The sequence below is a fragment of the Paenibacillus sp. LHD-117 genome (genome assembly GCF_030929555.1).
GTDB lineage: Bacteria > Bacillota > Bacilli > Paenibacillales > Paenibacillaceae > Pristimantibacillus.
This window is the reverse complement of the sequence record NZ_JAVFVT010000006.1, coordinates 92,161-106,939: the sequence shown is the minus strand read 5'-3', so window position 1 is coordinate 106,939 and position 14,779 is coordinate 92,161. Positions and strand designations below refer to the sequence as shown.

The following is a 14,779-nucleotide window of genomic DNA, read 5'->3' as shown; positions in this document are numbered from 1 at the left end:
ATGACTTTCGAGGACAGCCCCAATACAACCGTTACAGGGAACGGCTCCAAACGTTGCCGCCCTTAAGCCCGAGCGTGACGATCTCGCAGCCGCAGACCGGAAGGACGCCGCTTGCTTTCTCGCCGCCGGCGGATTCCAAAATGTCGCTCTTGTAAAGAACAGCAGCCGCGTCGGGATGTACGGCAAGCGTCACGGGTTCGCCTGTCAGATTGTACCACCTGGCGACCCGGTCGCCAGTCGCTTCGGCGACTTTCAGGTTGGAGAACGCAAGTCCTTCGCCGCTCCAAGGCAGGAAGTCGGCTTCACCCGGCAGCGTGCCGCCGTGAACGCCCGTCCCCGCCGCGGTTGCCGGAACGGTGTACCGGTAAGCTTCCCGATAGGCTTCCGTCCGGTCTTCAAGCCCGGCATGCGGGATAATCATCCATTCCGCTTCTTGTTCCCCGAGGCACTGCGCTTCCGGTGTCGGGAATACCCCCCAATCGCCCAGCTCGCCGACGGACCGAAGCAGCGTCACCGCGATCGTGTTGCGCCCGTCCTGCAGCACCTCGTATTCGTTCAGCCCTTTGGTCGCGACCGTCAATCCGCGGCCCTCGGCGTGGACGCCCACGAACGCCGACATATGCTGGCAGTTGCTCGGGTTTTGCCATTCCGCCTCCGGCTGGTTCGCACGTTCGGCCACTTCGAACACGGAGTCGGCATAATGGACCTCACTGTTCACTCCCGTCGGGAGCAGCACGCGCAGACGATGATCTTTGGATCGGTTGTCGATCCGCGCGCGCACCTGAACGCCAAGGCCGGAACGATCCAAGCTGACGCGGGTCACGATCCGGAGTGGGACGAACTTCTCAGACCGCTTGGCTTTGCGCTGGCGGAATTCGATCATCGCGGCGACTTCCTCCGCGAGCCGCTCGTCCGCGCTCGCCGGCACGAGCAGCTCGTTCGAGATTTCGATGGCCGCTTGAAACGGCGTATCCAGGACGACGCGAATGTCGGCGCTTCGCCAAGCCGTTGAATAAGGCGTGTCGCCTTCCGGCTGTTTGAAGATGTATTCATTGCCGATATCGCCGACGTCCTCGTATTCGCCCAGATTGTCGTATTGTTGGCCGGTCCGATGATCGAGCAGGCTGAACCGCCCGTCTTCGCCGACGGTCACCCGCAAGCGTCCGTTGTCCAGCGCGCGGTCGCCGATCACGAGGCTTCCGTCCGCGCCATGGCCGGGCGCCGCTTCCGGCGGTTCGCCGACTGCGCCGGAAATCCAAGCATACGAGGCGTACCCCATGGCCGGCAGCGCTTCCGTTTCGAACGTCAACCGAACGGCTCTTGCCATATAAGGCTGACGGAAACGATCCTTGGGCAGGTCGTAGCCGAATCGGACGCCGAGGTCGACGGCTTCGCAGTCGATCCGCTCGCCGCGTGCGTTAACCAGATATCCGCCAGGCAGCGTGCGATCCCGCACTTCCTTCATGACGGCGGCAGGGTTCTCGCTTTGATCGAAATATCGGCGGGACCACTCGACTTCGACCGTAACGACGGACGAACCTTCGTAGCCGCTCGTGTTGAACGCGGCGAACGGCGCCGCGCCGTCCCCGAATGACGCGAACGCGCTTGTGTCGATGCCGGAGGCGATGTACGAAGCGGACTCCGCGGCGACGGCCTTCGCCACTTCCATGCTTTTGGCGAAGCGGGTGGCCATCTCGTGGTACACTTCGTCGACGCTGCAGCCGCAGATACTGTCATGCGGATGGTTCTGCATGAGCGTCTTCCACGCGTATTGCAGCTGGGCATGCGGATACGGCTTGCCTAACGAGTGGGCGATGGCCGCCAGCGGCTCGGCTATTCGTTCCAGCAGCGTCTGGTTGCGCGCGTTCATCTGTTTGACGTAGACTCTCGCCGAAGCCGTATTCACCAGCGTGTACCAGCCGTCGGTGCGCTGTCCTCTCAGTTCGCCCGCGGTTACGCTCAGGTCGGCCGGCAGCTCGGGCCGCAACGCTTCAAGATACTCCTCGAAGCTGGAATGGACGAACGTATACTCTGGATAGAGCTCCCTCGCGACCCGAAGCGCTTCGGACAGATTCGTCTGCACGGGCTGATGGTCGCAGCCGTTCATGAACAGAAGATGCGAGGTGGAGGCGTATTGCTCGGCGCGCTTCAGTCGGACGTCCCAGTACGCTTTTGCCCGCTCGGGATCCGTCGGAATTTCCATGCCGTTGTTGTACCAATTGGCGAACAGGATGCCGAGCACGGCCGATCCGTCGGGAGACTGCCAGATCAACTCCGAATACGGCGAGGTCAAGCCCGACGAGTCCTCGACGCGATTGTTGAAGCCGGTCGCCTTGACCCCGCGGCCGAAGACGGCGGTGCCGATGCCGGCTTGGCGGAGCAGCTGGGCCGCTTGGCCCATGTTGCCGAACGAATCCGGGAAGTAACCCAGCTTCGAGATCCGGCCGAAAGCCGCCGCTTCGCGGTGGCCGATCTGCAGGTTGCGAACGTTGGCTTCGCCGCTGGTCAGAAATTCGTCCTGGAGAATGTACCAAGGTCCGAGGAACAGCTTGCCTTCGTCGCACAGGCGCTGAATCCGCTCGCGTTTCTCGGGGTAAATTTGCAAATAATCGTCGACGACAATCGTTTGGCCGTCCAGGTAAAAGCTGCGGAAATCGGGATCCGCTTCGAACGTGTCCAGCAGCGTATCCATCGTCTCGATCAGCTTGACGTGATGCGCTTCGTACGGCATGTACCATTCCCGGTCCCAGTGGGTGTGGGAGATGACGTGTACGGTTTTGCTCGTTGCGGTCATGGGCATATCCTCGTTTCTGTTTCGAAATAGGGTCACTACGGCTTTAAGTGTAGGGAAGCGGGGAGCGGCGGACAATGAGGCGATCGCAAACTTTCGGGTCCGGGATTGGCCGGGCCGCCAAAGGCGCGCCTTGCCCTCGCGAGCGGGGCTTCGAACTTGTACTTCATATAGAGGAAAAGGGGGGCGCGTCTTGAACCGATTAAGCTTTCGGCTCGCCACGTCGTTTCGCAACCGGGTCATTCTGATTTTTTTCATCATCATCATGGTGCCGTTCTTGCTGTTCGCGTATTACGCCCATATCAAATCGATCGAGGGCATCTCGAGCACGAATACGAAAATGACCATGAGCTACCTGCTCCAGACGCGAAAAAGCTTCGAGATGTACCTCGACGCGCTTAACGATCAGGTCAACGACCTGATCGGAAACAAGCAGCTGCAGGATCTGCTTGACGCCGAACCCGCGAATGCGGGGGAGGAGCAGGATTTCGTCGTGAACATGCTTACCTTGCTTAGCCAAAAAGCGCCGTCAATCGACGCCTTCCGAACCCGGGTCATTCCGATCAAGCCGCACAAGTATCCGGAATACATGAACACGATCGGCGAATCGGCGTACATCGTGAACCAGGACTGGTATCAGCGCTCCAGCGTCACGGTCAGTCCCAATTGGTATCTGTGGATGCCGAAGCGGGGCGAATATTCGAAGCCGCTGCTCGCCTACGTCAAGCGGTTCACGGGACTGTACGACCAAGGCGTGAGGGGACTCCTCGTGACGGAGCTGACGGAGGATTACTTGAGCCGTTATTTCGCGTCGTCGGAGGAGCTGCGGGACCAGAAGCTGCTGCTTGTCAACAAACAAGGCGTGGTCCATTACGATTCCGCCGCCAACGAGTGGACGGGGCAGCCGCTGCCGTCCGAATCGCTGATCGAAGCGATGCGCGGCGGAACACAAGGCTCCAGCTCCGTGACGATCGGCGGTATCGAATATTTGGCCGATTACGTAAGCATGCCGGGCCGACCCTGGTCGATCGTCAGCTTGACGCCGCTCCGGGAGCTGGCGGGCACGATAAAGGAAATCAACCGCATGCTGGTCATTTTCATCATTATTTACGCGATGTGCTGCATCGGGGTATTGTTCTATATCACGGCGCGCTTCACGCAGCCGATCGCGCATCTAGTCCGCATCATGCGGCGGCTGGAATCGGACAATCTGCACTATCTTGTGCCGTGGTCGCAGCGCAACGACGAGGTCGGCTGGCTGTACCGCGGGGTTGGCAGCCTGGTGAAGCGGATCGAGAAGCTGATCGCGGACGCTTCGTTGTCCGAGAGGCGGAAGAAGGCGCTGGAGTTCCAGGTGCTCAGCCACCAGATCAATCCGCATTTCCTGTACAACACGCTGGAGTCGATCCGGTGGAAAGCCGAAAATCACGGGCGAAGCGACATTAGCGAGATGGTGTCGGCGCTCGGCAACCTGCTTAGGCTCAGTCTGAACCAGGGAAAAGAAATTACGACGCTCCGCCGCGAGATCGAGCAGGTGAAGGCGTACGTGTCGATCGAGCAGGCGCGCATGGGCAAGCCGATCCGGATGCTGTATGCCGTCGATCCGGCGATCATGGATATGCCGTTCCTCCGCCTGCTCCTGCAGCCGCTGGTCGAGAACGCGATCCAGCACAGCGTCAGGGGGGATTTCGAGCGGGGCAAAATAATGATCGCCGCCAGACGGGAAGGCGAGGATATCGTCATCGACATCGCCGACAACGGCAAGGGGATACCGGAGGAGGTGCTGGCGAAGCTGGAAAGTCCCGAGGACGAACGCGTGACCGCCTCGAGAGGAGGCGTAGGCCTTCGCAACGTGAACGACCGGCTGAAGCTGTATTTCGGCGAAGCTTGTAAGCTGTCGATCGCGACGGGACCCGAGATCGGGACGACTATCACGCTGCGCCATCCGGTCCTGCAGGATGGTGAGAGCAGGGAGCCGGAGGGAACGATGTTGTTCGGAGGAAAAAACGAAAACGACTAACCGCAGCGAATCAACCGTCCGAAGAGGACGGTTTTTTTGCGTTTTCGGAGAAAAACCGGGCGTATTTTTCCTTATCGTCTCCGCAAGCCAAACTTGCCCCACAAAGGATAAGATTCGCTCATGGCTGCCGGTCGCCCCGATCTTGTACGATGAAGACATCACATTCGGGAGAGGGTCATCGAGATGAAACGACATGGCGTTTTGCGCGAACTGCTTCGCAACCGCACGTTGCTGCTCATGTTTTTGCCCGTGGCGACGCTGCTCTTCTTATTCAACTACTTGCCGCTTGCCGGTCTGGTTATCGCGTTCAAGGATTTCGACTTTCAGGAGGGCATCTTCGGAAGCGATTGGATGGACCCGCTGCTCAGCAACTTCGATTACCTGTTTTCGTCCGACGTGGCGTACCGCGCCATCCGCAACACCATTCTGCTGAACGCGCTGTTCATCGCCGTCGGCCTCGTGTTCGAGGTCGGGCTCGCGCTCATGCTGAACGAGATCCGGAGCAAATATTTCAAACGGGTCACCCAGTCGCTGACGTTCCTGCCGTTCTTCATCTCGTGGATCGTCGTCGGCGTGTTCGCCTACAATCTGATGAACTACGAGAGCGGCGCGATCAACCGGCTGCTGGAGACGATCGGCATGCAGCCGATCGACTTCTACAGCGAAGCGGGGCTTTGGCCGCTCATTCTGACGATCGCCATAAGGTGGAAGGTGACGGGGTACGGCACGATCATCTACCTGGCGGCGCTAACGTCGATCGACAACTCGTATTATGAAGCCGCGTCCATCGACGGCGCGAGCCGGTGGCAGCAAATCCGGTACATCAGCATCCCGATGCTGAAGCCGACGATCATCATTCTGACGCTTCTGGCCGTCGGACGCATCATGAACGCGGACTTCGGCATGTTCTACGCGATGGTGGGCGACGCATCGCTGCTGTTCCCGACGACGGACGTCATCGATACGTTCGTGTACCGCAGCCTGCGCAAATCCGGCGACATCGGCATGGCTTCGGCGGCCGGCTTCCTGCAATCTGTCATCGCGTTCGTGCTCGTCATCGGCAGCAATTACATGGCCCGCAAAATCGACAAAGATTCCGCCATCTTCTAGATGTAGTTCAAAAAGTCCGCTTTTGATCACGAAGTACTTCAGGGAGCTTACTCGACATCGAATATTGAATTCAGCCGAAATTAAGCGAATGCTTTCGAAGTATGTTTCCTACGGAAACATTTCAGGTGCTCACGTAGCTTACACTACGCTCCGCTCCTCAATTTCTAGCTTCTTTCAATCTTCTCGGTGCTGAAAACCGAACTTTTTGAACTTTTATTTTAGTTAAACCTTAACGAAAAAGGAGGAAAAACATCATGTCTACAGCCACGGCTCGCAAAACGTCCATCGGCCAGCTCGTCATCCTGATCGCCATCGCATTGTTCAGCGTCTCGTGCCTGCTTCCGTTCGTCATGGTCATCTCGGGCTCACTCAGCACGGAGAAGGACATCATGGATCATGGCTATGCGTTATTGCCGAAGACGATCACCTTCGATTCGTACCGCATCCTGCTGCTTGGCTCGAACCGGATCTTCGACGCGTACGGCATCAGCATTCTGGTGACGGCAGCCGGCACCGTCTTGTCGCTCTTCGTGACCAGTATGGGCGCATACGTCATGGCGAGGCGCTCGTTCAAATACCGCAACATCTTTTCGATCTACGTCATCATCACGATGTTGTTCAACGGCGGCCTCGTTCCATGGTACATCATCTGCGTCCGCTACCTTGATTTGAAGGACACGTTATGGGCGCTTATTCTGCCGATGCTCGCCAACGCCTTCAACATGTTCCTGATCCGCAATTTCATGCTTTCGATACCTGAGGATTTGCACGAGTCGGCCAAAATGGACGGAGCGGGCGAATTCCGGATCTTCTACCAACTCATTCTGCCGTTGTCGCTTCCGGTGCTCGCCACCGTCGGTTTGTTCGTCGCCTTGAGCTACTGGAACGATTGGTTCCTCGGCCTCATGTTCGTCGACAAGCAAGAGCTGCAGCCGCTCCAGCTGCTGCTGAGGACGCTCGTCTCCAACGTGGAGTTTCTGAAGAGCTCCAGCAACGCGGCGGCCATGCAGCGCATCTCGGCGCAAATCCCGTCGGAATCGATCAAGATGGCGCTGACCGTCGTGACGATAGGGCCCATTATTTTCCTGTATCCGTTCGTTCAACGGTTTTTCGTCAAGGGACTGATGGTCGGTGCCGTCAAAGGCTAGTAGGACTGGCTATTCCGGCTTCGGCCGTATAGTATAAATTTATTCGAACAGGGGAGAGGTCAACATGCACACTAGACGCAAACTGCCATTGCTGCTTTCCGTCATCCTGCTGCTCACGCTTTTGATGGCGGCTTGCAGCTCCGGCGGGAACGGCAACAGCGCGGGCAACGACGACCAGAACGGGGCAGAGCCGGGAGCCACGTCCGGCAGCACGGAAGAAGAAGTGACGCTGAAGTTTTATTTCGGCGGGGACAAAAAAGCGGCGACGGACGAGGTATGGAACGAGATCAGCAAATACGTCAAGGCGAAGGGGCTGAACGTCAAGTTCGACATCAACTTCATCCCGTTCGGCGACTTCAAGGACAAGATGCTCGTCATGGCCGCTTCCGGCGACAATTGGGACATGAACTTCGACGGCGATTGGCTGTCGTATAAGCAAATGGCGGCAAAAGGCTCCTACATGGCGCTGAACGATCTGCTGCCGCAACACGCGCCGAACCTGTACAAAAAATATGAGGAGCAAGGCACGCTGCAAGCGGCGACCGTAAACGGCCAGATCGTCGGCCTGCCTTGGACGATGAAGATGAACGAGCGGAAGTTCGCCGGCTGGCGAGCCGATCTCGCGGAGAAAGCGGGAATCGACATCGCGCCGGATTCCATCAAGACGATCGAAGACATCGACAACCTGCTCCGGGAGCTCAAGAAAGCTTATCCGAACGAGAAGCTGAGCCGCACGTCGCCATTGTCGATGTACTATATTCGCGACGAATGGGTAGATCTCAACTTCCATGGCTTAGGTTTCTACCTGAACGATCCGGAGATCAAAGTGCAGCCGGTCGAGCAGCAGCCGTTTTTCCTGGAGGCCGCGAAGCTCGCGAAGGTCTGGTACGACGACAATCTGATCAACCGCGATGCGATGATCGACAAGGAAGACGGTGCCGCGCAATGGCGCAACGGCAAAACGTTGTTCACGGTCACGTCCCACGAATGGGCCAACGCCAATCCGGGATTCGCCGATCCGTCCTACAAGCAAGAGATGTCACTGCTGTACCCGGATAAAAAATTCGTGAACCGTACTGCGCTCGCCAACGTGGTCGCGATCAACCGCAACTCCGAGCATCCGGACCGCGTGCTCCGCTTCCTCGACATGGTCGAGACGGACCGCACGCTGTACGACCTGCTGCAATACGGCATCGAAGGCAAGACGTACGTGTTGAACGGCGAAGGCGCGGAGTATCCGGAAGGCATGTCGACGACGACCTCCAACTACATGGAATGGGGCGGCCAATGGGCGTTCTGGAAGCCGCAATTCATGCGTCCGACGATGACGTACGGACAAGATTTCTGGGTGAAGGAGGCGGAATTCGCCAGCCAGCCGAACAACGTCAACTCGCCGATCGACGGCTTGTTCATCGCCGAGGACGAGATGAAGAACGAGATCGCGAAGCGCGACCAAGCGAGCGACGAGATCGGACGGCCGATCGAGTTCGGGCTCGTGAAGGACGTGGACCAGGCGGTGGCGGACTACATCGCGACGCAGAAGAAGAACGGGCTGGACGTCATCCTTGCGGAAACACAGAAGCAGATCGACGCCTATCTGGCAGCCAAGGAATAGCCGACAGGGTTACAAACAGCCCGGTCCCACGAGGGGCCGGGCTGTCGTATGCCTGGACGCCTCGGGAAGGTTCGATTGCACGAAAGGAGGTGGGGCGCGAATCTAGTAAGCGACGGATTGCGATCGCAAGAGAGAGAGTCAGTAATGTCCGGTTGGATGGGAGGAAGGGAAGAAACCTGCTCGAACGACATTCGGGAGGAGATTCGAATCGTGAACAAGATCAGACTATTGGCAGGAATTGTTATGGTTGCTCTGCTTGGCACCCAGCTGTACGCAAGCCCCGAAGTCGCCCACGCGGCTTCCGCTTTCGTTCAGACGGCCGCATCCTCTTACAGCTCCCAATCCGGCATTCAGCTTGAGCCTTCGAGCGAAGGGGGACAAAACGTCGCGTTCATCGACAACGGCGATCACATCGCGTTTACGAACGTCGACTTCGGCAGCGGGGCGACGTCGGTCAAGCTGCGCGTGGCAAGCAACACGACCGGGGGCAAGATCGAGATTCGGACGGGCAGCGCGAACGGCACGCTTGCGGGCACGTGCGTCGTGCCGCCGACGGGCGGCTGGCAGAGCTGGATCACGAAAACTTGCGCCATCTCCACAATCTCGGGCGTGCATACCCTCTATTTGAAATTTACGGGAGGCGTAGGCAATTTGTTTAACGTCCATTGGTATCAATTCTCGAACGATCCCGCGGGCGGCGACGTCTTCGGCAAAATCATCGCGGGTTACCAAGGCTGGTTCACCGCTGTAGGGGATAGCTCCCCGCTGAACAACTGGACGCACTGGTCCAAGAACGGCAGCGCTCCGGCGCCGACCGGCAACGTCAACTTCGAAATGTATCCGGACATGAGCGAGTACTCGCAGTCGTATCAGACGGGACTCGGCAATCTCGGCAACGGCCAGCCGGCCAAGCTGTTCTCGTCCTACGACCAGTCGACGGTGAGCAAGCACTTCGAGTGGATGAAGACGTACGGCATCTACGCGCGGCGCTTCAGCGGTTCGGCGCGGATGCGAACAACGCGCCGAACAATTGGAAGTCGAACCGGGACAGCGTGGCGGTCAAAGCGAAAAACGCGGCGGAAGCGAACGACCGCAAGTTTTACGTCATGTATGATATTACGGGGATGGATCCGTCCAACTGGGTACAGGCGGTCAAGACCGACTTCACGAACCAGGTGTTGGGAGCCATGGCGCTGCCCTCGTCGTTCGCGTACGCGAAACAGAACGGCAAGCCGGTCATCAGCATTTGGGGCATCGGCTTTAATGATCGTCCCGGAACGGCGGCGGAGGCGGCGGATCTGATCGCTTGGTTCAAAAATCAAGGGTATTACGTCATTGGAGGCGTGCCGACTCATTGGCGGAACGGCATAGAAGATTCAAAGCCCGGCTTCCTTGACGTCTATAAGTCGCTCGACATGCTGTCGCCGTGGTTTGTGGGCCGCTTCAGCCAGCTGGCGGGGGCCGACCACTACAAGACGAATCACTATCAGCCGGATTATGCGTTTACCCAGCAATACGGCATCGCGTACCAGCCGGTCATCTGGCCGGGCTTCTCGTGGAAAAACCTGCACAATGGCCCGATCAACGAAATTCCCCGCCTGCACGGCGATTTCATGTGGCGGCAAGCGTACAATATGAAAAGTGTCGGCATCTCGACCGGCTACGTCGCAATGTTCGACGAATACGACGAAGCGACGGCCATCGCCAAAGCGGCGAGGAACAGCTCGGAAATTCCGACGAACCAGTATTTCCTGACGCTCGACGCGGACGGGGTCGCCGTCTCGTCGGACTTCTATCTTCGTCTGACGGGTGATATCGCCCGGATGTTCAGGAACGAGATCGCGTTGACGGCGAATCATCCGACGAGCCATCAATAACGGACTCGCCAATAACGGGATAGAAAGTTTCGGATTGCCCCATAGGGTTCGGCCTGCGATTCTTCTACACTAGAGGGGACTCTTGCGCGAAGGAAGGTGCGTCACATGGCGAAAATAATGTCCGTCGAATGTATCCGGACACGAAAAAACGGTACGTGGACGATCGTGAAGGTTACGACCGACCAAGACGGATTATACGGGATCGGTTCCGCGTCCGACATCTACAATCCCGAAGCCGTCGTCATGATCGTCGAACAGCTGCTAGCTCCCGTGATCATCGGGCGGGACGCGGCGAATATCGAGGACTTGTGGCAGACGATGTACATGAGCGGCTATTGGCGGAACGGCGCCTTGCTGCAGACGGCGATCGGCGGCATCGACATGGCGCTTTGGGACATTAAAGGCAAGGAAGCCGGCCTACCGGTCTATCAGCTGCTCGGAGGTGCTTGCCGTGCCGCCGTTCCGTGTTACGGACATGCGGGCGGCCGGGACATCGCCGAATTGAAGGAGGACGTTTACCGGTTCAAGGAGGAAGGCTACACCGTGATCAGGGCGCAGCTCGGCGGCTACGGCGGCGGCGGCTTCGTCGAGCTGGGCAAAGCGAATGTGCCGTCGCCGTCCTGGGCATCGGGATCCGTGTTCGACGAGCATGCCTACCTGCAGGCGATTCCCGCCATGTTCGAGCAGCTTCGCGAGGAATTCGGATTTGGCGTCCAGTTCACGCACGACGTGCACGAGCATGTGTCGCCGATCGGAGCGATCCAGCTGTCGAAACGGGTGGAGCCGTACGATTTGTTCTACCTGGAGGACGCGATCGCGCCGGAGCAGCTCGGCTGGTATAGGCAGCTGAGGACGCAAAGCGCCACGCCGCAGGCGGTGGGCGAGCTGTTCGCGAATCCGCAGGAGTGGACGCCGCTTATCCAGGAGCGGCTGATCGATTTCATCCGCGTCCGGGTGTCCAAAGCGGGAGGCATCAGCGCCTGCCGCAAAATCGCCGCGCTGGCGGAAGCGTTCGGCATTCGCACCGCCTGGCAGGAAGGCGGCGAGAACGATCCCGTCAACCAGGCGGCCGCGGTTCATCTGGATATGGCGATCTGGAATTTCGGTATTCAGGAAATCAATCATTTTCGCCCGGAGGAATTGGAAGCGTTCGAAGGGCATATCGTTCGAAGAGGCGGCTATTTGTACCCGTCGGATAAACCGGGGCTCGGCATCGAGCTGGACGAGCTGAAGGCGTTGGAACTGGTCGGCGGCGACTGGAAACGTTCGGTCTATTTTAATCCGTACAAACTGGATCGCAAGGCGGATGGCACGCTTGTTCGTCCTTAAGGGAGGAGTGGAAGCAGCATGAAAACGGTAGCGGTAACGGGCGGCAGCGGCAAGCTGGGCACGCGCGTCGTCAAGGAGCTACAGAAGGAAGGGTATGAGGTCGTCGTTTTGGATCAGCAGCGTTCGCCCGAACTGAGGTGCAGGCAGATCAAGGTCGATTTGAACGATTTCGGGCAGGTCGTATCGGCGCTTCACGGAGCGGACGCGGTCATCCATTTGGCGGCGATTCCGGCTCCGCTCGGCCATCCGTATCCTGTCATCTTCGCCAACAATGTCATGTCGACGTACCATTTGCTGGAGGCGGCGTCGGTGCTGGGCATTCGCAAGGCCGTCCTGGGATCCAGCGAATCGTCGTATGGCTTCGCATGGGCGCCGTCCCGGTTCTCGCCGGATTACCTGCCTGTCGACGAGGACCATCCCCAGCAGCCGCAGGAATGTTACGGCCTGTCCAAAATCGTGGGAGAGGAAATCGCGGCGATGTTCGACCGGCGTTGCGGCATGCAGGCGATTTCGCTCCGATTCTCGATGATTACGGCGCCTGAGGAGTACGAGCGTCTGCCGATCGGCGAACCGGAGCGGTTCAAGCACATCATGTGGAGCTACGTCGATATCCGGGATGCCGTTAGTGCTTGCTTGGCCGCGCTTCGCGTCGAAGACCGGGGAGCGATCAGTCTGAACGTGACAAGCGACGACACGCTGAGCGATTGGGAGACGCCGAAGCTCATCGCGACGTTTTATCCCGACGTGCAAGATTTGCGGCGGTTGTTCCGGGGAAATGAAGCAATCGTCAGCAATCGTCTGGCGAAGGAAGTTCTCGGCTGGCAGCCTCTCCATTCGTGGAAGGAAACGGGAACGGCGAGAGCGGAGGAGCATCTGCAATCATAAGGTTGGCATTTAAAAAAGCTCTTCGATCGTCCTAGGACGTTCGAAGAGCTTGTTCATGTTTGAGGTAATGCGGTCGAGAGGACTCGAACCTCCACGGCTGTTACACCACTAGAACCTGAATCTAGCGCGTCTGCCAATTCCGCCACGACCGCATGTCTTAAGTGACGATACTTATCGTAACATGCCTGTTAAGGTGAAGTCAATCCGATTCGTGAAGTTTAAATTTTCAGCCTATTCCATCATTTTCCGATCAATTGCGCGCTTATCTGATGGTACATAAATCCAGCCAAATCGTGGAAAGGTAATTGGAGGTAACGCTAGCGACAATTCAAGGGAGGCACCCAGCCATGAGGAAGCAGCAGGTCGATCAGACAAAACAACAAACGCGATGGACAATGCGGGCACGCATAACGATTGCTTGCGCCTTATTCATTAGCGCGATATCGGTTTTGGCGGACAATGGACAAGCATTTGCCCAAGGGGAGGGCCAAGAGAAAACCGCAGCCGAAGCGCGCACGGTTACGATCGTCATCGACGATTTCGGCAATAACATGACGGGGACGGAAGAGATGCTGAAGCTGCCGGTTAAATTCGCGGCTGCCGTCATGCCGTTTATGCCAACGACCAAGCAAGATGCCGAAGCCGCGTACCGGCTGGGTCATGACGTTCTGATTCATATGCCGATGGAACCGAATCACGGCAAAAAAAGCTGGCTTGGGCCAGGCGCGATCACCTCCGACCTTAGCGATGCGGAAATCCGGAAACGGGTGGAGGACGCCATCGCGGATGTCCCGCATGCCATCGGCATGAACAATCACATGGGCTCCAAAATAACGACGAACGAACATATCATGAGAATCGTCCTGACCGTTTGCAAGGAACATCGTTTATTTTTCCTCGACAGCAAAACGGCTTATCGTTCGGTTGTCTCCAAGGTCGCGACGGAGCTGGGCGTGCCGGTTCTGGAGAATGACGTTTTCCTGGACGATGTATATACCGTCGAACATATTTCCAAGCAAGTCGGCGTCCTGCGCAAACATATGGAAACCGACGACCATACCATAACGATCGGCCATGTGGGCCCGCCGGGACTGAAAACCGCATCGGTCTTGCAGCAGTCCATTCCTTCCATGCAATCGCTCGCTACGATCGTGAAGTTATCCGACTTGGTGCGTGCTTCAATGGGCGACCCACTTGTATTGCCAAATTCCTGAAGCGATCGCTTGGGCGATCTCGAGCTGTCGGCGCGAATCGGTTAGCATGGAGCGGTCTTCTTCGTTGCTGATGAAGCCCATCTCCACGATCACTGAAGGCTGCTCGACCCTTCTTAGCAAATAAAACGGCTGTCCTTCGCGAGGAAGCGACCGGGTCTGCTGTTGGCGATTTAAAGCATCCTGCAAGCAGAAGGCCAGCAGGGCGCTCTCACCCGAGCTCTGGTGCAGCACGAGCGGTCCGCGCTTCACGCTGTTGCGGGCCCAGTTGACATGCAGGCTGACCAAAAGCTCGCTGCCGATCTCCTCCGTTAATCCTTTGCGCTGCGACAAATCCCGTCGATGCCTGGATTTTGTTTGATGCCATCGGTTATCGTCGCTTAAAGCGTAATCGCCAGTCCGGTTCATAACCGCGGGAATGCCTTTGCTGCGCAACAGCAAATACAGCTTGCCTGCAATGGCCAGATTAATGTCCTTCTCGAGCAAATCGCCATGCGACGCGCCGCCGTCGATGCCGCCGTGGCCAACGTCGATGATGACCGTCGCCCATGGCAGCGCCCAACGGTCGCGAGGGTCGCCGTTATTTTGCCAATTGACCGAGCCTTGATCGCCGTTATCCTCCTTCTGCGCGCCGGAAGCGGAAGCCAGGCTTGCTTGGAACATGAAAATCAATACGATTATCGACAATAAGGTTCGAATCATGTGGTTGAACAGCCTCCTGCTTGCCAAAGTCGAAGTCGTAGTCGAAGCAAACGCGAATGCGAATGGGGAACATTATATCGAACTTCCGTTA

11 protein-coding genes and 1 tRNA gene are annotated in these 14,779 nt (G+C 57.8%); 9 read left to right on the top strand and 3 right to left on the bottom strand.

Annotated elements, in window-relative coordinates; translation table 11 throughout:
• Nucleotides 1–31 precede the first annotated feature (31 nt).
• Nucleotides 32–2,794 carry an alpha-mannosidase gene (locus tag RB620_RS06210; RefSeq protein ID WP_308092775.1) on the bottom strand — a complete coding sequence of 921 codons (2,763 nt, stop codon included), beginning with the start codon at nucleotides 2,792–2,794 and terminating at the stop codon, nucleotides 32–34.
• Between the two features lie 190 nt (nucleotides 2,795–2,984).
• Between RB620_RS06210 and RB620_RS06205 the strand changes: the two genes are divergently transcribed.
• The 8 genes from RB620_RS06205 to RB620_RS06170 all read left to right on the top strand — a co-directional run bounded on the left by RB620_RS06205 (nucleotide 2,985) and on the right by RB620_RS06170 (nucleotide 12,775).
• Nucleotides 2,985–4,811 (top strand): sensor histidine kinase, encoded by a 1,827-nt coding sequence (locus RB620_RS06205; protein ID WP_308092773.1) that lies wholly within the window; start codon nucleotides 2,985–2,987, stop codon nucleotides 4,809–4,811.
• A gap of 183 nt (nucleotides 4,812–4,994) precedes the next feature.
• Nucleotides 4,995–5,921, top strand: a complete 927-nt coding sequence (locus RB620_RS06200) for an ABC transporter permease (RefSeq protein WP_308092772.1) — start codon at nucleotides 4,995–4,997, stop codon at nucleotides 5,919–5,921.
• 254 nt (nucleotides 5,922–6,175) lie between these two features.
• A complete protein-coding gene (locus RB620_RS06195; RefSeq protein WP_308092770.1) occupies nucleotides 6,176–7,069 on the top strand; it encodes a carbohydrate ABC transporter permease in 894 nt (297 codons plus the stop codon).
• Between the two features lie 64 nt (nucleotides 7,070–7,133).
• Nucleotides 7,134–8,684, top strand: coding sequence for an extracellular solute-binding protein (locus RB620_RS06190; protein WP_308092768.1), 1,551 nt, complete (start codon nucleotides 7,134–7,136; stop codon nucleotides 8,682–8,684).
• Nucleotides 8,685–8,828: 144 nt separating this feature from the next.
• A complete protein-coding gene (locus RB620_RS06185; protein ID WP_308092766.1) occupies nucleotides 8,829–9,986 on the top strand; it encodes a carbohydrate-binding protein in 1,158 nt (385 codons plus the stop codon).
• Nucleotides 9,872–10,561 (top strand): glycoside hydrolase family 99 protein, encoded by a 690-nt coding sequence (locus RB620_RS06180; protein WP_308092765.1) that lies wholly within the window; start codon nucleotides 9,872–9,874, stop codon nucleotides 10,559–10,561. Before RB620_RS06185 ends, RB620_RS06180 begins: the two co-directional genes overlap by 115 nt.
• Before the next feature lie 105 nt (nucleotides 10,562–10,666).
• Nucleotides 10,667–11,890 carry an enolase C-terminal domain-like protein gene (locus RB620_RS06175; protein ID WP_308092763.1) on the top strand — a complete coding sequence of 408 codons (1,224 nt, stop codon included), beginning with the start codon at nucleotides 10,667–10,669 and terminating at the stop codon, nucleotides 11,888–11,890.
• 18 nt (nucleotides 11,891–11,908) lie between these two features.
• Complete coding sequence (locus RB620_RS06170; protein WP_308092762.1) at nucleotides 11,909–12,775, top strand: NAD-dependent epimerase/dehydratase family protein; 867 nt, start codon at nucleotides 11,909–11,911, stop codon at nucleotides 12,773–12,775.
• A gap of 68 nt (nucleotides 12,776–12,843) precedes the next feature.
• Here RB620_RS06170 and RB620_RS06165 read toward each other — a convergent pair.
• Nucleotides 12,844–12,927, bottom strand: a tRNA-Leu gene (locus RB620_RS06165).
• Nucleotides 12,928–13,122: 195 nt separating this feature from the next.
• Here RB620_RS06165 and RB620_RS06160 point away from each other — a divergent pair.
• Nucleotides 13,123–13,989, top strand: a complete 867-nt coding sequence (locus RB620_RS06160; protein ID WP_308092760.1) for a divergent polysaccharide deacetylase family protein — start codon at nucleotides 13,123–13,125, stop codon at nucleotides 13,987–13,989.
• Here RB620_RS06160 and RB620_RS06155 read toward each other — a convergent pair.
• Nucleotides 13,954–14,688, bottom strand: coding sequence for an N-acetylmuramoyl-L-alanine amidase (locus RB620_RS06155; RefSeq protein ID WP_308092758.1), 735 nt, complete (start codon nucleotides 14,686–14,688; stop codon nucleotides 13,954–13,956). The two genes, RB620_RS06160 and RB620_RS06155, sit on opposite strands and share 36 nt — an antisense overlap.
• Between the last annotated feature and the right edge of the window lie 91 nt (nucleotides 14,689–14,779).

Excerpts from the sequence above, each read along its gene's own strand:
- RB620_RS06155 (WP_308092758.1), bottom strand. The coding sequence starts at position 14,688 with ATGATTCGAACCTTATTGTCGATAATCGTATTGATTTTCATGTTCCAA.
- RB620_RS06190 (WP_308092768.1), top strand. The coding sequence starts at position 7,134 with ATGCACACTAGACGCAAACTGCCATTGCTGCTTTCCGTCATCCTGCTG.
- RB620_RS06175 (WP_308092763.1), top strand. The coding sequence starts at position 10,667 with ATGGCGAAAATAATGTCCGTCGAATGTATCCGGACACGAAAAAACGGT.
- RB620_RS06160 (WP_308092760.1), top strand. The coding sequence starts at position 13,123 with ATGAGGAAGCAGCAGGTCGATCAGACAAAACAACAAACGCGATGGACA.
- RB620_RS06200 (WP_308092772.1), top strand. The coding sequence starts at position 4,995 with ATGAAACGACATGGCGTTTTGCGCGAACTGCTTCGCAACCGCACGTTG.
- RB620_RS06170 (WP_308092762.1), top strand. The coding sequence starts at position 11,909 with ATGAAAACGGTAGCGGTAACGGGCGGCAGCGGCAAGCTGGGCACGCGC.
- RB620_RS06195 (WP_308092770.1), top strand. The coding sequence starts at position 6,176 with ATGTCTACAGCCACGGCTCGCAAAACGTCCATCGGCCAGCTCGTCATC.
- RB620_RS06210 (WP_308092775.1), bottom strand. The coding sequence starts at position 2,794 with ATGACCGCAACGAGCAAAACCGTACACGTCATCTCCCACACCCACTGG.
- RB620_RS06185 (WP_308092766.1), top strand. The coding sequence starts at position 8,829 with ATGTCCGGTTGGATGGGAGGAAGGGAAGAAACCTGCTCGAACGACATT.
- RB620_RS06180 (WP_308092765.1), top strand. The coding sequence starts at position 9,872 with ATGGCGCTGCCCTCGTCGTTCGCGTACGCGAAACAGAACGGCAAGCCG.